General features: G+C 37.3%; 17 protein-coding genes. 8 read left to right on the forward strand and 9 right to left on the reverse strand.

The genetic code is table 11. The annotated features are described in order from the left end of the window. Positions 1-153: 153 nt before the first annotated feature. Positions 154-729: a DUF4136 domain-containing protein gene (locus tag FHS59_RS18780; RefSeq protein WP_184496953.1), complete on the reverse strand. Its 576-nt coding sequence runs from the start codon at positions 727-729 to the stop codon at positions 154-156. Between the two features lie 156 nt (positions 730-885). Between FHS59_RS18780 and FHS59_RS18785 the strand changes: the two genes are divergently transcribed. Next, positions 886-1,368 carry a deoxycytidylate deaminase gene (locus FHS59_RS18785; protein ID WP_184496954.1) on the forward strand — a complete coding sequence of 161 codons (483 nt, stop codon included), beginning with the start codon at positions 886-888 and terminating at the stop codon, positions 1,366-1,368. Here FHS59_RS18785 and murB read toward each other — a convergent pair. Continuing rightward, positions 1,365-2,378, reverse strand: a complete 1,014-nt coding sequence (gene murB / locus FHS59_RS18790; protein ID WP_184496955.1) for a UDP-N-acetylmuramate dehydrogenase — start codon at positions 2,376-2,378, stop codon at positions 1,365-1,367. The two genes, FHS59_RS18785 and murB, sit on opposite strands and share 4 nt — an antisense overlap. Before the next feature lie 77 nt (positions 2,379-2,455). Here murB and FHS59_RS18795 point away from each other — a divergent pair, with 77 nt between their 5' ends. From FHS59_RS18795 to FHS59_RS18805, 3 genes are read left to right on the forward strand one after another with little or no spacing between them, the layout of a single operon-like run. After that, positions 2,456-3,400, forward strand: coding sequence for a succinylglutamate desuccinylase/aspartoacylase family protein (locus tag FHS59_RS18795; RefSeq protein ID WP_184496956.1), 945 nt, complete (start codon positions 2,456-2,458; stop codon positions 3,398-3,400). 33 nt (positions 3,401-3,433) lie between these two features. Continuing rightward, the gene (egtB, locus tag FHS59_RS18800; RefSeq protein ID WP_184496957.1) at positions 3,434-4,579 is read left to right on the forward strand and encodes an ergothioneine biosynthesis protein EgtB; all 1,146 of its coding nucleotides are present in this window, start codon (positions 3,434-3,436) and stop codon (positions 4,577-4,579) included. Between the two features lies 1 nt (position 4,580). After that, the gene (locus tag FHS59_RS18805; RefSeq protein WP_184496958.1) at positions 4,581-5,546 is read left to right on the forward strand and encodes an L-histidine N(alpha)-methyltransferase; all 966 of its coding nucleotides are present in this window, start codon (positions 4,581-4,583) and stop codon (positions 5,544-5,546) included. Positions 5,547-5,594: 48 nt separating this feature from the next. On the opposite strand, the gene FHS59_RS18810 is transcribed toward FHS59_RS18805, so the two are convergent. Beyond that, positions 5,595-7,325 (reverse strand): phospho-sugar mutase, encoded by a 1,731-nt coding sequence (locus FHS59_RS18810; protein WP_184496959.1) that lies wholly within the window; start codon positions 7,323-7,325, stop codon positions 5,595-5,597. 197 nt (positions 7,326-7,522) lie between these two features. Here FHS59_RS18810 and FHS59_RS18815 point away from each other — a divergent pair, with 197 nt between their 5' ends. Next, positions 7,523-10,309, forward strand: coding sequence for a glycoside hydrolase family 2 protein (locus FHS59_RS18815; RefSeq protein WP_184496960.1), 2,787 nt, complete (start codon positions 7,523-7,525; stop codon positions 10,307-10,309). Here FHS59_RS18815 and FHS59_RS18820 read toward each other — a convergent pair. The 6 genes from FHS59_RS18820 to FHS59_RS18845 all read right to left on the reverse strand — a co-directional run bounded on the left by FHS59_RS18820 (position 10,289) and on the right by FHS59_RS18845 (position 16,219). Continuing rightward, complete coding sequence (locus FHS59_RS18820; protein WP_184496961.1) at positions 10,289-11,269, reverse strand: YihY/virulence factor BrkB family protein; 981 nt, start codon at positions 11,267-11,269, stop codon at positions 10,289-10,291. The two genes, FHS59_RS18815 and FHS59_RS18820, sit on opposite strands and share 21 nt — an antisense overlap. Positions 11,270-11,276: 7 nt before the next feature. After that, the gene (locus tag FHS59_RS18825; protein ID WP_184496962.1) at positions 11,277-12,215 is read right to left on the reverse strand and encodes a mechanosensitive ion channel family protein; all 939 of its coding nucleotides are present in this window, start codon (positions 12,213-12,215) and stop codon (positions 11,277-11,279) included. Between the two features lie 268 nt (positions 12,216-12,483). Beyond that, a complete protein-coding gene (locus FHS59_RS18830; protein WP_184496963.1) occupies positions 12,484-13,080 on the reverse strand; it encodes a DUF502 domain-containing protein in 597 nt (198 codons plus the stop codon). A gap of 68 nt (positions 13,081-13,148) precedes the next feature. Continuing rightward, positions 13,149-14,243, reverse strand: a complete 1,095-nt coding sequence (hppD, locus tag FHS59_RS18835) for a 4-hydroxyphenylpyruvate dioxygenase (RefSeq protein WP_184496964.1) — start codon at positions 14,241-14,243, stop codon at positions 13,149-13,151. A 75-nt stretch (positions 14,244-14,318) separates the two neighbouring features. Further along, positions 14,319-15,320, reverse strand: coding sequence for a 1-acyl-sn-glycerol-3-phosphate acyltransferase (locus tag FHS59_RS18840; protein WP_184496965.1), 1,002 nt, complete (start codon positions 15,318-15,320; stop codon positions 14,319-14,321). Then, positions 15,317-16,219 carry a bile acid:sodium symporter family protein gene (locus FHS59_RS18845; protein WP_184496966.1) on the reverse strand — a complete coding sequence of 301 codons (903 nt, stop codon included), beginning with the start codon at positions 16,217-16,219 and terminating at the stop codon, positions 15,317-15,319. The genes FHS59_RS18840 and FHS59_RS18845 overlap by 4 nt, the downstream gene beginning before the upstream one ends. Before the next feature lie 242 nt (positions 16,220-16,461). On the opposite strand from FHS59_RS18845, the gene FHS59_RS18850 reads away from it, so the two are divergent. From FHS59_RS18850 to FHS59_RS18860, 3 genes are read left to right on the forward strand one after another with little or no spacing between them, the layout of a single operon-like run. Further along, a complete protein-coding gene (locus FHS59_RS18850) occupies positions 16,462-17,832 on the forward strand; it encodes a Gfo/Idh/MocA family protein (RefSeq protein WP_184496967.1) in 1,371 nt (456 codons plus the stop codon). Between the two features lie 19 nt (positions 17,833-17,851). After that, positions 17,852-18,748, forward strand: a complete 897-nt coding sequence (locus tag FHS59_RS18855; RefSeq protein ID WP_184496968.1) for a sugar phosphate isomerase/epimerase family protein — start codon at positions 17,852-17,854, stop codon at positions 18,746-18,748. Positions 18,749-18,785: 37 nt separating this feature from the next. Beyond that, positions 18,786-19,883: a DUF6807 domain-containing protein gene (locus FHS59_RS18860; protein ID WP_221444537.1), complete on the forward strand. Its 1,098-nt coding sequence runs from the start codon at positions 18,786-18,788 to the stop codon at positions 19,881-19,883. The last annotated feature ends 131 nt before the right edge of the window (positions 19,884-20,014 follow it).

The raw sequence follows: 20,014 nt of genomic DNA on the forward strand, positions 1-20,014 counted from the left end.
GTTTGAATGCTATTTTGGGTGCAAAGCAAACCAAATCGTAGACTTTTTTACTTTATTCAAACAATGGATTTGAATAGCTGTAAATAAATTATAAGGCTTTTAGCTATTAAATAGAGTTACAAGCTCTATGCCTGATTTTTAGAATGAATTGTATTATTCTTTTGCTTGTGAAATCTCCGAAATAAAAGTGTCTAGGATCCTATCAACGGTAGAAAGAACTCTCTTGCTTTTTGTTTTGGGACTTGTGACTTCAGTTACGCCAGTCAAAGTCATTAAAAATTTATCTTGTTTGGGATCGATAAAATCTACGATTACCTGCAACAATTCATAATTGGTAGTTTTTGTACCATAATTTGGATTCATATATCTAGAAGCTGCCCATGGATCCCAAACTCTATATCCCCAATACGGATAAGGATTTGAATAATTTGAACTGGTTCTTTGTCTTCGATCTTCATTGGAGGTATATCGGATCACTACATCAGGTTGCTCTTTGTCATAAACCATCCCGCTTTTTTCTAGCTCCTCCTGTAATTTAATTTGTACTTGCTCATCGATAAACTGAGATGAAAAACCTCTCATGTCAACTTCTTGATTGATGATGACAAATGTTTGATAGGGCTTGCGGATAGGAATTTCAGCATTTTCTTTAAATATGTCGATTGAACTGCAAGAGGTGCAAATCAAGCCGATAATTCCTAAAACAGAGATTTTTTTTAAAACAGACATAGGGGTGATGTATTTGTTTTGAAAGACTATTTGGTACCTAAAATATCTCAATTATCTGAATGTAATTTTTCTATTTAAACGAAGAAATAGGAAGGATTATTCCATAAACTAGCACTGGCGAAATAATCATTGTTATTTTTGCACAAAATTTTGAAGATGGATAAACCTGAGTTTGACGATATTTTTATGGAATTGGCTGTTAACCTAGCCAAAAGATCACATTGCATAAAGAAGCATGTGGGAGCTGTTTTAACAAAAGAAACTAGAATAATTTCAATTGGTTATAACGGCCCACCTGCTGGAACGCATAATTGTGACGTTGAGTTTCCAGAAAAAGGATGTGCCAGAGATAGCAAAGGCAGTTGTTCCTTGGCCTTACACGCAGAACAAAATGCAATTCTTTACGCAGTAAAAAACAATACCTCAGTAGAAGGTTCTACGCTTTATGTGACTCTTTCTCCTTGTCTTGCCTGCTCAAGAATTATATTTTCAATGGGAATAGCAAAAGTCGTCTACTTGTTCTCTTATGCAGAATATAAGGGAATTGGTTCAGATGAAGGAGTTGATTTTCTGAGGAAATTTGGTGTTCAAGTTGAAAAATACCCACACCAATTGTCGGTACACGATGAATTGATTTAAATGAAATTCACCTCTGGGTGTAATTCAATTCCAAATTTCTCAAAAACTGAATGCTGAATCTTTTCGGATAGTAACTTGATATCAAAACCATCACCAGTACCATAATTAACTAGGACTAAGGGCTGTTTCTCATGGACTCCGATCTCTCCAAACTTTCTGCCTTTCCAACCACTTTGTTCGATCAACCAAGCTGCTGGTATTTTTACACCATCAGGAACATTGTATCCAGGAATACTAGGATAATTTTCTTGTAAAGCTTTCCAGGATTCTTCAGAGATAGTTGGGTTTTTAAAAAATGATCCGGCATTTCCAATGACTTTTGGATCTGGAAGTTTGGATTGTCTGATTTTGATGATTGCATCACTTACAGATTTTAGAGAAACTTCTTTATCCGGCCATTCTGCTAAGGTTTCTTTGATCGCACCATATTCCAAATTGAAAACTGGTTTTTTGCGAAGCTTATAAGTGACAGAAGTTATGATGAATTTACCTTTCAATTCATGTTTGAAAACACTTTCTCTATAACCAAATCGACAATCTTCCGCATTAAATTCTTTTTGCTCTAATGTAGCTCTGTTCAGCGCTTTTAAACTTTCAAAAACGTCTTTAATTTCTACTCCGTAGGCTCCTATATTTTGCATGGGAGATGCACCAACAGTACCTGGAATCAAAGAAAGGTTTTCAATTCCTGACCATCCATTTTCGATGGCAAAAAGCACGAAATTATGCCAGTTTTCACCAGCACCTACTTTAACCCAAACAAATTCCTCGTCTTCTTTTACTATTTCTATTCCGGAAATTTCAATTTTAATCACAAGAGAGTTAATGTCTTGTGTCAATAAAATATTACTTCCACCTCCTAAAATAAACACTTCAAGTCCTCTGCCTTTTGCCCAGATCAACGCTTCTATCAATTGCTCTCTAGAGTTGACGCTGGTAAAAAATCTTGCTTTTTTATCCAGACTAAAAGTGTTGAAAGGCTTCAGGGAAATGTTTTCTTGTATATTCATGGAGAAAAATTTGTATTGCGAAATAAACAAGTTTTGACTAGATAAGAAATGAAATTTACATTCTTTGAGCACTTTTCATGAAAGAATTAGTAATAAATGGGATTAGAATCCGTCCCGGCCAAAAATTGAATATTGAGTTGGCAATTGCCAAACTTCCCACACATACTTTAATTGATCTTCCGATTTTTATCAGATCCTCAAAAGAACCAGGACCTGTAGTTTTAATCTCTGGGGGTGTGCATGGAGATGAAATAAACGGCATTGCCACAGCAAAAAAAATCCTTGAGGAAGTAGATGAAAATATGGAATTGCTCAAGGGTACTTTGATCATTATTCCTTTGGTAAACATTTACGGATTCCTTTCAAATAGTCGAACTTTTCCTGATGGAAGAGACCTAAACAGGAGTTTTCCAGGCAGCAAAAAAGGATCTTTGGCTTCTAGAATTGCCTATATATTAAGCAATGAAATAATTCCTTTAATTGATTATGGAATTGATTTTCACACCGGGGGAAGAATGCTGACAAATTACCCTCAAATCCGTGTTGACTATAAGGATAAAGTAGCGGTGGAACTCGCAAAATCTTTTGGTACCCACTTCGTTGTTAATTCGAAATACATTGAAAAGTCATTCCGGAAGTCTGCATATAGACTTAAGAAGCACATTTTAGTTTTTGAAGGAGGAGAGTCCATGAGATTGGATGACTTTGCGATTGATGAAGGTGTGCTTGGAACTAAAAGATTACTTTCTTCCTTAGGTATGATTAGTGAAAGGCCGGAAAGTCAATCGACTATCTTTTTGAAGGAAAGTGACTGGATTCGAGCCAAAGCTTCCGGGATTTTTAATTCCAATATCAAGCTTGGCGATGAGGTGAAGAAAGGTCAGATTCTTGCAAAAATTTCAGATCCTTACGGGCAAGTGAAAATTCCTGTCAAAGCACTATCAAATGGGCATGTTATTGGTATTAATAATTTGCCTGTAATCAATGTAGGAGATGCTTTGTTCCATGTTGGAAAAGAGTAATTTCCATATTTTAAAATTTTGAAATCATTTTTTATGAGTATTGAAGAGCAATTCAACCATGTTAGAAACCATTCTTTATTCCTTTGCAGGAATTTAATTACTGAGGATTTTAGCCTTCAGGCTTCTGAAGAAGTCAGCCCTCCAAAGTGGCATTTGGCACATACTACCTGGTTTTTTGAACAATTTATTTTGGTTCCATTTCAGCCCGATTATGTGGTCAAACAACCCCAGTTTAACTTCCTATTTAATTCCTATTACAACAGTCTCGGGAATCGTACAGCTAGAAATCAAAGAGGTCTGATGACCAGGCCATCTGTTGAGGAAGTACTGGAGTATAGGAATTATGTGGACGAGGAAATGAGGACACTTATTTCTATTAAAGATACCAAGGTTATGGAATTGGTGGTTTTGGGCTTAAATCATGAGCAGCAACATCAAGAATTATTGGTAACTGATTTAAAATTCAGCTTATGGCATAATCCATTGGAACCTAAAGTCATGGATATTGGCGAATATCTGGATCAATCAGATGGGGATTGGGTTGAGATTAAAGAGGGAGTTTATGAAATAGGTTTTGATGGTGAAGGATTCTGCTTTGATAATGAACTAAACAGGCATAAGGTTTTTCTTCATGCATGTAAGATATCTGGTAATTTGGTTAGCAATGGAGAGTATCTGGAGTTTATCAATGCAGGGGGCTATGAAGATCCAATTCTTTGGCATGATGAAGGCTGGGCTTGGGTGAATTCCCAAAACCATAAATCTCCATTATACTGGGAAAAAGAGGATGGAAAATGGTCTTATTATACCTTAGATGGCAGAAAAGAAATCAATTGGAATTCGCCTGTATCACATGTGAATTTCTATGAAGCTGCTGCATTTGCCAACTGGAAAGGGAAACGTTTGCCTACAGAATTTGAATGGGAAATTGCCCAAAAAGACTTTAGCTGGGGTAGTAGATGGGAATGGACCAATTCTGCTTATTTGCCTTATCCTGGATTTAAAATTGCTCCAGGAGCTTTAGGAGAATACAATGGGAAATTTATGGTTAATCAGATGGTTTTAAGAGGAGCATCTGTAGCAACTCCTGAAGGACATTCCAGACCAACTTATAGAAATTTTTTTCACCCACATTTAAGATGGCAATTCATGGGTATCCGACTTGCCGAATCCATTTAATATGAGCTCAAAAAATTTAGATTTCGGGACTTTTGCTCAAGATGTTATGCTGGGTTTAAGTGCCTCACCAAAATCACTTCCTTCAAAATATTTCTATAATTCCAAAGGAGATAAGCTGTTTCAACAGATAATGGCTTTGCCGGAATACTATTTGACAAAAAAGGAATTTGAAATCTTTGAAACTCAATACGAGTCGATTCTAGAACCAGTATTGAATTTAGGTCAATCATTTAATCTAGTGGAATTGGGAGCAGGAGATGGTCTTAAAACGAAAATCTTATTGAAATACCTGAAAGATATAAAAGCGGATTTTCAATATTTCCCAATTGATTTTTCTGGTTCTGTTCTTCAAGAATTAAAAGAATCCTTACACTCTGATTTCCCCGAACTTAGTGTGACTTGTATTGAAGATACTTATAGAGGTTCTTTGGTAAAAAGACTCTGGGATAATGGGAAACCGAACCTGATTTTATTTCTCGGATCTAATCTTGGGAATTTCAGTTTGAAGGAAGCCTATGATATTTTAGATCACTTAAAGATTGGGGCCACACATGGGGATTTTGTTTTGATCGGGATTGATCTGAAAAAAGATCCTCAGACAATTTTGGATGCCTATCATGATTCCAAGGGAATTACCAGAGATTTTAATTTAAACCTACTGGATCGTATCAATCAAGAATTGGATGGAGATATTGATGTCAATTCTTTCAAACATTGGCCTTGCTATGATCCAGTTAGCGGTGAATGCAGGAGTTATTTAGTATCTCTCCAAGAGCAGACTATCAATTTAAAAGCATTAGATCAATCCTTTCATTTTGAAGCATTTGAGCCGATTTTCACCGAAATAAGTAAAAAATATAGTTTGAGTGAAATAGATAGGTTAGCTGAAAAAGGCGGTTTTGTACCAGTTCAAAATTTTACTGATTCCGAAAACTATTTTGCGGATGTTTTATGGAGAAGAAAATAAAAAAAGCATCGATTTGGGTCGATGCTTTTTTTGCTATTGTCTGGAATTTTAACTGAAATACCTTTTCAATCCTTCCAGTCTTTCATTTAATTCACTTTCTGCTTTTCTATAGTCAGTGACATCAGGAAGCGCTTTATTAACTGAGAAGTAATATTTGATTTTTGGCTCTGTTCCTGAAGGTCTTGCAGAGATTTTACTTCCATCTTCAAGATAGAATTGAATTACATTGGACTTGTCCAAATCTAATTTTTCTACTTTTCCAGAAGCTACGTGCGTTATGGTGCTTGCTTTCACATCTACAATTCTTTCCACAGCTTGACCATTCATTTCTTTTGGTGGATGATGTCTGAAATCAGTCATTAATGCCTGAATCTGCTCAGCTCCATCTTTTCCTTTTTTGGTAACTGAAATCAGGTTTTCCTTATAGAAGCCAAAGCGCTCATAAATCTCGGCCAAAACATCAAAAACAGTTTTACCTTTTGATTTATAATAGGCCACAACTTCTGCAACCATCGCACAAGCACTTACACCGTCTTTGTCTCTAACAAAATCTCCGACCAAATATCCATAAGATTCTTCTCCACCTCCGATGAAAGTCTCTTTTCCTTCCAAATCACGGATAATTGCTGCGATGTTTTTGAAACCTGTCAAAACTGAGAAACATTTAACATCAAATCCTTCACAGATTCTATCGATCAATTCGGTGGTCACAATTGTATTGACCATAAATTGCTTTCCATAAAGTTTGCCTGCTTCTTTCCATCGACTTAGGAGATAATAAGTAAGAAGAGATCCAGTTTGATTCCCATTCAATAACTCAAATTCTCCTGATTCATTTGGTACGGCAGCTGCATATCTATCACCATCAGGATCACAGGCTAAAATCAATTCAGCGCCTACTTCTTTTCCTAATTTTACTGATAAGGTTAAGGCTTCCGCTTCTTCTGGGTTAGGATAAACCACAGTTGGGAAAGTGCCATCCGGTTCAGCCTGTTCTTTTACCACATGAATATTTTCAAAACCAAAAGCTCTGATTGCCGCTGGAACCATTTTTCCAGAAGCTCCATGAATAGGAGAGAAGACAATTGGAAGATCCTTTTGTTGCTGAATTTCTTCAGGAGCAAGACTTAGTGCCTTGACCTTTTCTAAGTAAATTGCATCAAAATCTTCTTCTATATAGCTAAAAAGAGAATCATTTTTGTTCCAGTTGACCTGGTCAAAAGAGGTGATTTTTTGAACTTCCTTGATAATATTGGTATCGTGTGGGGCTACAACCTGCGCACCATCATCCCAATATGCTTTGTATCCATTGTATTCTTTTGGATTATGTGAAGCAGTGATCATTACTCCACTTTTACATCCAAAATGCCTTACGGCAAATGAAAGCATTGGAGTTGGTCGCATTTCTTTGAAGTAAAGAACCTTGATGCCATTTGCTGTCAAAACATTCGCTGTAGTCATCGCGAAGAGCGTATTATTAATCCTGCTGTCATGGGTAATGGCAACTTTAATGTCTTCTCCCGGAAAGCACTTCAAAAGATAATTTGCCAATCCTTGAGTGGCCATTCCGATAGTATAAACATTCATTCGATTCGTCCCAACACCCATCAGGCCTCTCAGGCCACCTGTCCCGAACTCCAAATCCTGATAAAAGGAATCTACTAATTCCGTGGGATTGGATTCTATAAGGGATTTAATCTGTGATTTAGTTTCTTGATCAATGTTCCCATCCAGCCAGCTCTGAGCTTTGGCAAGAATGGCAGGGTCTATTACGCTCATATGTTAAAAATTACTTTGAAATCTAAGTTATAGAAAATGTGAAATAAAGCTAATCCTTACTGTAAATTGATTGCATTTATATTGATAAACATGACAATTTAAAGACCAAGATAGAATTGATCTGCATAAATCGGATCAAGTTTTTTTTAGGATGATTTTAAAACTATTTTTAAAAATTGTATAACACCCTCTTTTACATGAGATTTCTGAATGCTGCAAGTGCAATCTTATTAATTAATTATTTTCTTTCTTTCAATTCTATTCTAGCCCAAACCACAAAATCCTATCAAAGGGTTTACTTAAGTGGTAAAGATGCTTCAACTCCTGTAAAATGGGATTTTAGGGTTTCAGATGGAAGAAATGCTGGAGGCTGGTCTCAGATTCCAGTCCCGTCCAATTGGGAAATGCATGGTTATGGGGTGTTGAATTATGGCCATGACCATAGAGATTCTACTAAAACTCTTGGAAAAGAAACCGGATATTATAAGACTACATTTTTTGCGGAGAGAGACTGGAAAGACGCAATTATCAGATTGGTTTTTGATGGAGTGATGACTGATACAGAGGTTAAAATCAATGGGAAAATTGCCGGAGAAATACATCAAGGTGGGTTTTATAGATTCAGTTATGATGTCAGCAGGTTACTGGATTATGATGAAATCAATACACTTGAAGTAAAAGTGAATAAGGTCTCAGAAAATCAATCTGTTAACAAGGCTGAAAGAGAGGCTGATTTCTGGATTTTCGGAGGGATTTACAGACCGGTATTTTTAGAAGTTTTACCAAATATTCATTTTACCAGAATTGCCGTAGATCCAAAAGCAAATGGTGACTTTAAAGGACTTTTGACACTCAATAAAGTTCCTAAAGATGGGAAAGTGGAAATGGAATTACTTGAGTTGGAATCGGGGAAATTGCTTGATAAGTTTCAACAAATTATTGATTCGGATTCTGTTTGGTTGACTCATCACTTTTCCAATATAAAGCCATGGAATCCTGAAAATCCAATTCGATACAAAGCCATTTTCAGGATTATAGATGAAGATGGAATTCTTTTTGAGAAATCTGAAAAGATTGGATTCCGAACTGTTGATTTGCGTCCCAAAGATGGGGTGTATATCAATGGCGTGAAAACCATATTTAAAGGGGTAAACAGGCATTCTTTTTATCCAACAACTGGAAGAGCATTGAGTTTTGAGAATCATTTGGAAGACATTCTTCTGATGAAAGAAATGAATATGAATGCCGTCAGAATGTCCCATTATCCCCCAGATGAAGAATTCTTGAATCTTGCCGATTCTTTAGGATTGTTTGTCTTGGATGAAGTGACAGGATGGCAAGATGCTTATGATACCGAGATAGGCCCGAAATTGATAAAGGAAACAATTCTTAGAGATGCCAATCATCCATCAATTGTCTTTTGGGATCATGGCAATGAAGGTGGATGGAATTTTGAAAATGAGCCTGCTTTTAATCGATATGACATTCAGAAAAGGCCAGTAATCTATCCATGGTTGAAGCGAAATAATATGGATACGTTTCACTATCCCACCTATGATACTCGAGCCGATCGTTTGGATAAAGGAGATGATATTTTTATGCCAACTGAGTTATTGCATGGTTTGTATGATGGTGGTTTAGGTGCTGGATTAAATGATTTTTGGACTAAATACAGTAAAAATCCACTTTTCGCAGGAGGTTTTTTATGGGTATTTGCAGATGAAGCAGTCAAAAGAGTTGACCAGAATGGAAAGATGGGTTCAGATGGAAATCATGCTCCTGATGGGATTTTAGGGCCTTACAGAGAAAAAGAAGGTAGTTTCTACACCATCCAATCTATTTGGTCTCCCATCCAGATAGAAATAACAGAAAACCTAAACGATTTCGATGGTTCTATAAAAGTTTCCAATGGCTATTTGTTTTCAGATTTAAGTAAAGCTCATCTGAAAATAGAGCTCATTCAGATTCAAAACTGGGAAGGGGAAAAGACCATTTCCTCGGAAAATATTCAGCTTGGTTCAATTCAACCCGGAGCAACTGAAGAAGTGAAATACCATGTTCCTATGAATTGGTCTGATGCGGATTATTTAAAAATAACTGCCATTGGGATTCATGGTGAAAAATTGACTAACTGGACATACCCACTTCGTAATCCAGCTGAAGCAAATAAGAAATATTTTAATTCGGGAGAAATAGAAATCTACCCGATCAAAGTAAGAGAATCTGTGAATGATCTTCAGATTGAAGTGGATGGGAGAATCTATTTTTTCGGTAAGAAATACGGGAATCTTGAAATGGTCAAAGTAAACCGAAAATTTATTTACCTAAACCAAAATCCTCAGATAGAAGGGCATGGAGAGCAGGAAGCAAAAGTTTCTTGGAAAAAAATAAAAGACGGTTCTATTCAGATCAAATCAGTTTATGAGAATTATCCAAAGGAACTAGTTTGGACTGTTTTACCTACTTCTGAATTGAAATTGGAGATTTCTCCTGCAGACTCCTCACAATTAGATCGGGAGCTGTTGGGGATTGGTTTCAACTATCCCGATTCATTGGTTAAATCTGCCAAGATGATTGCGGATGGACCTTATCGAGTATGGAAAAACAGAAGGAGAGGATCCAATTTTGGCTTTTGGGAAAAAGAATACAATGATACTCAGACTGGATATAGTTTTGAAAATTTAATTTATCCTGAGTTCAAAGGCTATTATTCAAATTTCCACGCTGTTCAGATCAGGACTACTGAAACCGAAATTGAGATTCGGACAGAAACACCTGTGTTATTCCTGAGTTTGTTTAAACCGAAATTCCCTGAAAATTCAACAATAGGCGTGATGCCTAAGCAAACACAATCAGAATTAAGTTTTCTGTATGATATTCCTCCAATCGGGACTAAGTTTCATAAAGGAAATGAAATGATTTCGAATCAAAATAATCCTGAAGTGAATTTAGAACCAATTGTGTTATGGTTTAGATTCCGTTGAGACATTACTTTCAACGTTGGTATCAATGATCACTTCTTTTTTTTTAACGCGGGAAAAATGTTCGTAAGGTATGATTCCGTAGCCATAATTGATGGAAAACACTTTAGTGAATTCTGCCCCAAAGAAGAAAATCAAGCAGGAATATGAGACCCAAAGTAGGATTAACACCAAGGAACCAGCAGCTCCATAGGTTGATCCTGGGTTAGTGGCTCCAAAATATAATCCAAGCAAGAATTTGCCTAGAACAAACAACAGCGCAGTAAGGAAAGCTCCAATCCATACCGTTCTCCATGTGATTTTGGCATCTGGTAAGTATTTGAAAATCAATCCAAATAAGAGAGTAATCACGGAAAGTGATAAAATCCAATCCAATCCAAAGGCTAAATAAAGAACAAAGTCTGGAAGTCTTTCGGCGATATACTCACTCAAAATGGAAATGGTGGCAGTCAGAATAAAACTCACCAAAAGTAAAAACCCAAGGACCAAAACAAATCCAAAGCTGATAATACGATCTTTGACCAGTTTATACCAACTGATCTGCTCTGTCATCTTTAATTCCCAGATTTCATTCAAGGATATTTTTAGATGATAAAAGACTCCAGTCGCACCAAAGATAAGCGTTGCCACACCGATGATGGTGGCTAAAGTTGACTTACCGCTAAACTCTGTGCTCATGATCATTTCCTCAATGATTTTGGCGGTATCCGCTCCCAAAATATTCTGAAATTGAGTTGTAAGTCGTCCTGCAACGATATCTGCTCCCCAGATTGATCCTACCGTATTGACAACAATTACAAGTAGGGCAGGAAGTGATAATACCGCATAATAAGCCACAACGGCGCTCAATCTCGCTGGATCAGAAGCATTCCATCGTTTAAAAGCCATAGCAATCAGTTTCGGCAAATGCGTAAACCTGAATTTGCTTGGCGCGATAAGATTTTCTTTGGATGAGTCCTCCATCGGATTATTAATTAGTATCTAATTTCATTGCTGATAATTCTTTCAGCTCTTCCTTCATCGTCACACCACCTTTAATTCCGAAATCCAATGTTCTGATTGGGAATGGAATAGTGATTCCTTCTTTATCAAAGGCTTTTTTCAAAGCAATGATCGCTTCATTTCTTGCGGGTATGAAATTCAATTCATTGTTTGTGAATTTGACCCAGACATTCAAAGTAAAGTTGATCGAGCTGTCCCCAAATCCAGTCCAGAAGATGCTGTTATCTTCAGATTTCAATCTGCTTGGAATATTTTCTACAGCCTCTAAAGCAATTTTTTGAACTGTTTCTAAATCTTCGCCATAGCTAACTCCACATTCTATCTGTATCCTTCTTCGACCTTCATCTGTATAGTTAATAAAGTATTCCTGAAAAAGCATCCTATTTGGGACATGGACAATTGGTCCATTATAGGTTCTGATTTTGGTAACTCTTAAGTTGATATCAATGACAGTTCCTTCGTGGCCATCTTTGGTTTGAATAATGTCCCCGATTTTGTAGGGTTGATTAAAAGTGATGAAAACACCTGACATGAAATTGGCTGCAGTGTCTTGGAAAGCAAAACCCAAAGCCAAACCGACAATCCCCAAACCTGCTAAAATGGATGAAACTGTTCTTGTTAATTCTAAGGCTGATAGGGAAAGCATAATCCCCAGCACAATCATCCCCATAAAAATGATCTGGCTTAAAAATCTACTGATCGTGGGATTGATTCGAATTTTATTGAGGTAACGGTTCGAGTATTTTTTTAGATTCCGGGCTACAAAAATGCTGACGACCATGATAATAATCGCCAAAACCAAATTGGGTAAACTAGAAACTGCTGCTTCTCCCCATGATTCTAATTTTTCTGTAATTTTTTCTAAAACATTTTGGGTATCATACCCGAATATCTCTGCAATTCTCATTTCTTATTTGTTTTGAAAACATAAAGGTGAAATGATCATGCCACGGCTTTCGATAATTTAAAAAATCAGAATCCTTTACTGAGAAAAGTTTCTGATTTAATAATTGTCATAAAAATAGGCTCAGATTGGCTGGAAAAGGCGTTTTCTTGTTTACGTATTAAAAAGGGTATAATTCAGTAATTGCAATATTGGGAATGGTAATATGCCTTTTTCTTTAAGATTTGCCCAAAATGGGGAAATTATTTCATGAAGGATTTTTATTAGAAAATCATTTAGAGGGGATTTTAAGACCTTTTAGAATTTCTTTTGAATTAACTCCCAATTGCCTTAGAAGCTTGTTCACGTCCTTTTGTTCAATGCTTGTTTGCCTGATTTCTTCCTTTTTGAAAATGATCACGTTTCCTTCCCAGGTATTGGGTGCAGATGGAATAAAAATCACGACTTCACCGCTTTCTAATTCATCGACTTGAAAGCCTAAAACCCAGCCATCGATAGGAGCTAAAACCACAGGATAATTATTTTCTGAATTTAAACCTGCTGTGTTTTCGAGCGTATTTTTCATCAATTTATATCCAGGAAATAAGGATAGTAAATGTTCCTCTATCCAAAGAATCATTTTGCTACCCAAGCCTTTGCTCGCAATAAATCCAGCCAGGATGCAGATTAACAACAGGATGAAAATGGTAAATAGATAAGGAGTGTAGAAAATGGTGTTTTCCAAGGAAAGCTTTTCCCCGATAACAGTGGCTATAGGCTTGATTAGCAGAATAGCTTTTTCAAAAAATAGGATTAACAACACGAGAGGAAAAAGGAAAAAAATACCTCCTTTGATCAGTTGATTGAGAATATTAAAGGAATTTTTCATGGCTTATGTTTTAAAAAATTTATGGGTTTTTTGGCATAAAAAAAAGCCGGCTCATTGCCGGCTTCGTCTTAGAGGTTTCCTCTCAATTCTTGTTCTCTTTCTATCGCTTCAAAAAGAGCTTTGAAATTTCCTTTTCCAAAGGATTTCGCTCCTTTTCTTTGAATAATCTCAAAGAATAAAGTTGGTCTATCCTGAATAGGTTTGGTGAAAATCTGAAGCAAATATCCTTCTTCGTCTCGATCTACAAGGATATTCAAATCCTTCAAAGGTTGAAGATCTTCATCGATTTTTCCGACACGATCCAAAAGATCATCGTAATAAGAATCAGGAACTTCCAGAAACTCAATTCCTCTTTTGCGTAATTCAGAAACAGTATAGATGATATCGTCTGTGGCAATTGCCATGTGTTGAACGCCGGGACCATTGTAGAAATCAAGGTATTCTTCTATTTGTGACTTTTTCTTTCCTTCAGCAGGTTCATTGATAGGGAATTTGATATACCCATTTCCATTGGAAACCACCTTCGACATCAAAGCAGAATATTCTGTAGAAATGTCTTTGTCATCAAATGTGATTAGCAATTTGAATCCCATGACATCTTCATAATATTTCACCCAGCGATTCATTTCACCGAGTTCTACATTTCCGACGCAGTGGTCAATGTATTTCAGTCCTATAGATTCTGATTGGTATGTGCTTTTTCTAGGAACATAGCCTGGAAGGAAAACTCCTTTATAATTTTTTCTTTCTACAAAAGTATGGATCGTGTCACCGTACGTTTCGATTGAAGCGATCTTAACTTCTCCATTAGCATCTTTTACAACTTTTGGTTCAGATACTGAAACTGCGCCTCTCCTCGTCGTTTCGTCCCAGGATTTCTCAGCATCATCCACCCAAAGGGCAAGTACTTTTACTCCATCACCGTGTTTGGAAATATGCGCTGAAATTTCATTGTTCGGTTGTAAGGGGGAAGTTAAAACCAAGCGGATCTTATCCTGCTTTAAAACGTAGGAAGCTCTATCCTTAATTCCTGTTTCAGGACCTGCATATGCAATCAGTTCAAATCCAAAGGCATACTGGTAAAATAGTGCGGATTGTTTGGCATTGCCAACATACATTTCCACGTAGTCTGTCCCATTGATGGGAAGAAAATCTTCATTCATGGTCAAGTTAATTTTTGGGTTTAATCTTAGACCAAAGGTAAAAAAATAACCAAAGAATATTTGGTCTTTCTTGGTTTATTCTTGAGGGTTTTTATTTGCCCAAAGACTGATCCCGGCCATGATCAAGAAAGCCAAAGCCCAGGAACCCAAACTCGTAGAAAGTGCCAAAAGGAATAAAATGAAATAATAGAGTGGACCTAAAGTAAAACCGATCAGGAACTTGATAGTAGAATCGAATACTTTGTCTTTGATCTTCGGACTTCTCCATAACCAAACCCAATACAATGGGAAGTGGAAGATTTTCATCAGTTTGTTTTTCAGACCAGAAAATTCTGGAATAGGGTTTTCAACTTTACCGGTTTCAAGAAAGACATTAACTGCTTCCTTGTTATTGATATCTACTCCAGCTTCCAAAAGTCTTTGTAAGTTCTCTTCATAACCTTCGTCAGGGATTTCCACTACCAATTGATGTAATGCTTTTTCTACTGCTTTTGTCAGTTTACCAGATTGGGAATTTGGCATATTGACTTCTATGGGAGTTCCGAAAATCATATGAACTCGGCTTCCAGATCTTCTATGAGCGGAGTAATTGATGCCTACAGGTAAAATCAATGGCTCTGAATCGGGATACTTTTCCTTTAATCCAAAGGCCATTCTTGTAAAGCCCTTACTAAGTTGTCTGAGATTTCTAACAAGACTATGGCTACCTTCTGCGAAGATGATCACAGTCCCATTCTTCTTTAAAATCTCATAAGTTTTATCAAAAATCAATTGATTTTGCTGAATTGTCGAAAAGCCATCCCTAACCCGATAAACAGGGAGCATCCGGATAAAATCAAGAAGTTTAGCTGCAATAGGGCTTTTAAAAACAGAAGCCCGGGTGAGAAAGAATGGGTTGAGTCTGGTATGCGTTGCTAATAGCAAAGGATCAATAAGAGCATTTTGGTGGTTTGCTACCAGAATAACCGGTCTATTTTTCGGGATATTTTCTTTGCCATCAATTTTGATTTTTTTGAAATAGAGATGAAGGCAGGCTTTTACCATGAGGCGCAGCCAATAGTTTACAAAGTCTTTCATTCTTTATTTTTCCATATCGAGGCGATAGCCATTCCCGAAATCAAATGCCAAATACCCCAAAATGCTGTGATAATTGCCATTCCTCCAAGTCCATTAAAATAGGTAAAGATCAAAACCAATCCCAAACCTGAATTTTGTATTCCTGTTTCTATGGTTAAAGTCTTCACATCTGCCAAAGGCAACCCGAAAACTTTACCAGTGAGAAAACCTGATCCCAAAGCAATAAAATTGTGGGCTAAAACCCATAAAAATATCAAGGAAATGTAGGTTAAAAAGAGATCAAAATTTCCTGCAAAAGCCAAAATGATAAAGGCTGAAAAAATCACTAAACTGATCGGCTTTAAAATCTTCGCTGCTTTTTCAGCAAATAGTGGGAGTTTTTGATGGGTTAATATTCCCAAAATCAAGGGAATGCCTAAAATCAAAGCAACTGTGAAGAATGCATCTTTATAATCCAGTTGTATTTCCTGAAGCAAATTTGCAGTAGGAGCATAGAAACTCGCCCAAAGAGCAAAATTTAAAGGAGTGCTGATTATAGAAAGAATGCTTGAAAATCCCGTCAAGCTAACAGATAAGGCGGTATTTCCTTTTGCAAAATTACTGAGAAAATTAGAGACATTTCCTCCAGGACAAGCGGCTACCAAAAACATTCCCAAGGCTACGCTTGGGGGTGGAGAAATAACCAGAACCAATACCCAGGTAAGAAATGGTAAGAGAATAAACTGAGAAAAAACTCCTAAAAAGAAGCTTTTTGGGTTTTTGGCCAGGTATTTAAAATCCTCAAAACGAAGGTCTAATGCCACCCCATACATGATCAATGCCAACGCCAAATTCAGGAACAATAAATCTCCCGGAGAAAAGTTGAGCTGGATGGAATCAAGTTCTGTGATGGAGTTCATCTAAAGCTAAAAGGAACCTTGGTTTCTTGGATTGATGGCAAATAACCTTCAATAATAAGGAATTTGAAGAAGACAAATGTATCTAAACTCAATCCATGAAAATATTGATGGAAATATGCAATCGATTGCGTAGGTTGTAACATCTCTCATATAATACTTATTGCCCTTGAAAATCAGATTACTTAGATTAAACCATTCTTTTAATTTGAAATCAGTCAATTAATAACCCAAAAAATAATCCTATGACCCAGCGAAGAGAATTTATCAAGAAAAGTGTTTTGGGTACTGCCGGAATAGCGATGGCAGGAATGAGTATGTCAGCAAAATCATACGCATCTATTATCGGCTCCAATGAACGAATCAATATGGCTGTCATTGGGATCCGTGGACAAGGAAGTAACCATATCAATCAATGGTGTGCGCTTAAAGACAATAGAAATGTTCGCCTCAAAACGCTTTGCGATGTAGATGAGCAATATTATCCCGAGAAATCAAAAATCGTGATTGAAAAGACAGGGGTTACGCCCTTGACTGAATGGGATATGCGAAAGGTATTTGATGATCCGGAAATTGATGGGGTTTCTTTTGCTGTACCTAATCATTGGCATGCCCTGGGCACAATTTGGGCCTGCCAGGCTGGAAAACATGTGTATGTAGAAAAGCCTGCTAGCCATAATGTTTTTGAGGGGAGGAAGATGGTTGAAGCTGCCAGAAAGTATGATAGGAGAGTTCAAGTTGGTTTTCAAAATAGATCAATTGCCAATGTGATGGAAGCAATGAAGTTTCTTCATGAAGGAGGAATTGGTGATATATATCTTGCTAGAGGGTTATGTTATAAGCCCCGTGATTCCTTCGGAAGAGTAGCAGATTCTACACCTCCTGCTTCACTTCATTACGATCAGTGGCTCGGACCTGCTCCATATCAACCATATAATGAAAAGAAAGTCCATTATAACTGGCATTGGCACTGGCCAACAGGCAATGGAGATACAGGAAATCAAGGTCCTCACCAATTTGACGTCGCACGTTGGGGAATGAATAAAAACGAGCATCCAGTTTCAGTCTTTTCTTCTGGTGGGATCTATGGAATCACTCCGGAAGAATGCTCACAGGAAACCCCGAATACGCAAACTTCGGTGTTTAAATATGCGGATGGAACAATCCTTGAATTTGAAACCCGAGGTAGGTATACCAATGGTGAATCTAGTTTGGATGTCAAAATTGGCAATGTTTTCTATGGAACAGAGGGTTATTTGGAATTGGATGGAGGTACTTGGAGAGCTTTCCGCCAAAAGGAAACTGAGCCCTTTGCAATGAGTCAAAAAGCAGAAGCTCCTGCTCCAAGCAATCAATTGATGGCTGCTCCTGGTGGTGCTGAGCATTATGCAAACTTCTTGGATGCTATCCGATCAGGTAGCAATGATACTTTGCATTGTGATATAGAGGAAGGATTTAAATCCTCGGTTTTGCCATTGATAGCAAACGTTTCTTATTTGAAAGGAAAGCAACTTCATTTTGACGGAAAAACTGAAAAATTCAAAAATGACAAAGAAGCCGATAAGCTATTGACCCGAGATTACAGAGATAAGTTTGAAGTTCCTAATCAAGTCTAATCCCTCATTTTTATAAAATATGTTTGAATCAAATTCTAGAAGAGATTTTATCAAGTCGAGTTTTGCTGCCAGTCTAGGTCTTGCAGCTGGAAGTTTACCGTTTCAGGCTTTTACTGCTGCCCCTGTTCAAGGGATGCAGTTTGGTTTGGTGACTTATTTATGGGGTAGGGATTGGGATTTACCGACCTTGATTTCTAATTGCGAAAAGACCGGAGTGCTAGGAGTAGAACTTCGAACTCAACATGCTCACGGTGTCGAGACATCTCTTAGTTCACAGCAAAGAATGGAAGTGAAAAAGCGCTTTGAGGATAGCCCGGTGACATGCCTTGGATATGGAAGTAATTTCGAATACCATAGTCCTGATCCGAAGGTTTTGGCAAAGAACATTCAAGAAACCAAAGAATATATCCAGCTCTGTAAAGATATCGGTGCATCAGGCATCAAAGTTAAACCTAACGATCTTCCTGCTGAAGTTCCAAAAGAGAAAACGATCGCACAAATCGCAAGGTCTTTTAATGAAATCGGAGATTATGCAGGTGATTTGGGGCAATTGGTTCGAGTGGAAGTTCATGGTCATTTGACTCAGGAATTGCCGAACATGAAAGCAATTTTTGATCAGGTGGAAAGTCCTCATGTGAAAATCTGCTGGAATTGTAATCAAGAGGATTTATTGCCTCAGGGTTTAGAAGCAAATTTTAACTCTGTCAAAAAATGGTTTGGTGACACTGTGCATGTTCGTGAGTTTAACGAGGAAGGTTATCCTTATCAAGAGCTGTTTAACTTGTTTGCAAAGATGAATTATCAAGGATGGATTTTGATGGAAGCAAGAACTGAACCCGCTGATCGTGTTGCAGCTTTGCGAGAGCAATTGAACCTGTTTAACTCTTTGAAAGCAAATGCACTAGGGATTGTTTGATAAACTTTTGATGAACCTTTAATTAACCCGAAATACCATGCGATTTACGCGATTTAAAACACTTTGTTTATTGGCTTCCATGGCCTGCATTGGAGCTGCCTGTAGCTCAGGAAATTCCCAGTCAAATGAAATGGAAGAAGAAATGATCGAGGCAAAACCAAAGTTAGAACTCATTCAAAATGAAGCGGCACAAAAAGTGGATGTGCTGGTTGATGGAGAATTGTTTACATCATTTATCTATAGTGATACACTTTACAAACCGGTTTTGTACCCAATCAAAACCTCACAAGGAACAACGATCACCAGAGGATGGCCTTTTGAACCAAGACCTGGAGAGCGATTTGATCATCCTCATCATGTTGGCTTATGGTTTAATTATGGAGATGTGAATGGTTTGGACTTTTGGAACAATTCATATGCGATTCCTGAAGCTGAAAAGTCAAAATTCGGCCGAATTATTTTGAAAAAAATCAATTCGATTTCTGTAAAAGATGATGTGGGAGAGCTGGCTGTAACCCAAGAATGGAAAAATCAGGCAGGAGAAACACTTCTGGAAGAAAATACAACCTTCATATTCAAGGCTACAGATTCTGATCGGATTATTGAAAGGATCGCAACTTTGACAGCTAATGGTCAGAAAGTGACTTTCACTGATAATAAAGAAGGAATGCTTGCCTTAAGAGTTGCAAGAGAATTAGAACATCCGTCAACCAAGCCTGAGTTATTTACGGATGCCTCAGGAAAAATTACAGATGTCCCGACGATGAATAATGAAGGAATTACAGGAATGTATACCAGTAGCAATGGGAAGAAAGGGGATGATGTTTGGGGTACCCGTGGGGATTGGGTGGATTTGGAAGGTAAAATCGGATCTGAAAATATCTCAGTAATAATTTATGATCACCCAAAAAATGTAGGATATCCAACATATTGGCATGCTAGAGGTTATGGGCTTTTCGCTGCAAATCCATTAGGGCAGAAAGCAATGAGTCAAGGAAAAGAGGAACTGAATTACGAATTAGAAGATGGAGAATCTATGACGTTTAGATTTAAAGTCGAGATTGTTTCGGGTGAAACTCCTGATGTAAATGAAGTAGAAAAGCGATTTGAAAGCTGGAGTAAAGCTTCAAATTAAGTCTTAAAAATCTCAATAAATTATTCAGCACTATCTTCGGGTAGTGCTTTTTTGTTTTTAAAGAAAAACAGTATTGTTAAGCTCTTCAATTGAGGCTGGCATGCCTTGTGAACTTTTAGAAGGTATAGTCA

The organism is Algoriphagus iocasae (assembly GCF_014206875.1).
Lineage (GTDB): Bacteria > Bacteroidota > Bacteroidia > Cytophagales > Cyclobacteriaceae > Algoriphagus > Algoriphagus iocasae.

Excerpts from the sequence above, each read along its gene's own strand:
- murB (WP_184496955.1), bottom strand. The coding sequence starts at position 2,378 with ATGAATATACAAGAAAACATTTCCCTGAAGCCTTTCAACACTTTTAGT.
- egtB (WP_184496957.1), top strand. The coding sequence starts at position 3,434 with ATGAGTATTGAAGAGCAATTCAACCATGTTAGAAACCATTCTTTATTC.
- FHS59_RS18825 (WP_184496962.1), bottom strand. The coding sequence starts at position 12,215 with ATGAGAATTGCAGAGATATTCGGGTATGATACCCAAAATGTTTTAGAA.
- FHS59_RS18820 (WP_184496961.1), bottom strand. The coding sequence starts at position 11,269 with ATGGAGGACTCATCCAAAGAAAATCTTATCGCGCCAAGCAAATTCAGG.
- FHS59_RS18845 (WP_184496966.1), bottom strand. The coding sequence starts at position 16,219 with ATGAACTCCATCACAGAACTTGATTCCATCCAGCTCAACTTTTCTCCG.
- FHS59_RS18855 (WP_184496968.1), top strand. The coding sequence starts at position 17,852 with ATGTTTGAATCAAATTCTAGAAGAGATTTTATCAAGTCGAGTTTTGCT.
- hppD (WP_184496964.1), bottom strand. The coding sequence starts at position 14,243 with ATGAATGAAGATTTTCTTCCCATCAATGGGACAGACTACGTGGAAATG.
- FHS59_RS18830 (WP_184496963.1), bottom strand. The coding sequence starts at position 13,080 with ATGAAAAATTCCTTTAATATTCTCAATCAACTGATCAAAGGAGGTATT.
- FHS59_RS18850 (WP_184496967.1), top strand. The coding sequence starts at position 16,462 with ATGACCCAGCGAAGAGAATTTATCAAGAAAAGTGTTTTGGGTACTGCC.
- FHS59_RS18840 (WP_184496965.1), bottom strand. The coding sequence starts at position 15,320 with ATGAAAGACTTTGTAAACTATTGGCTGCGCCTCATGGTAAAAGCCTGC.
- FHS59_RS18815 (WP_184496960.1), top strand. The coding sequence starts at position 7,523 with ATGAGATTTCTGAATGCTGCAAGTGCAATCTTATTAATTAATTATTTT.
- FHS59_RS18785 (WP_184496954.1), top strand. The coding sequence starts at position 886 with ATGGATAAACCTGAGTTTGACGATATTTTTATGGAATTGGCTGTTAAC.
- FHS59_RS18810 (WP_184496959.1), bottom strand. The coding sequence starts at position 7,325 with ATGAGCGTAATAGACCCTGCCATTCTTGCCAAAGCTCAGAGCTGGCTG.
- FHS59_RS18780 (WP_184496953.1), bottom strand. The coding sequence starts at position 729 with ATGTCTGTTTTAAAAAAAATCTCTGTTTTAGGAATTATCGGCTTGATT.
- FHS59_RS18805 (WP_184496958.1), top strand. The coding sequence starts at position 4,581 with ATGAGCTCAAAAAATTTAGATTTCGGGACTTTTGCTCAAGATGTTATG.
- FHS59_RS18860 (WP_221444537.1), top strand. The coding sequence starts at position 18,786 with ATGCGATTTACGCGATTTAAAACACTTTGTTTATTGGCTTCCATGGCC.
- FHS59_RS18795 (WP_184496956.1), top strand. The coding sequence starts at position 2,456 with ATGAAAGAATTAGTAATAAATGGGATTAGAATCCGTCCCGGCCAAAAA.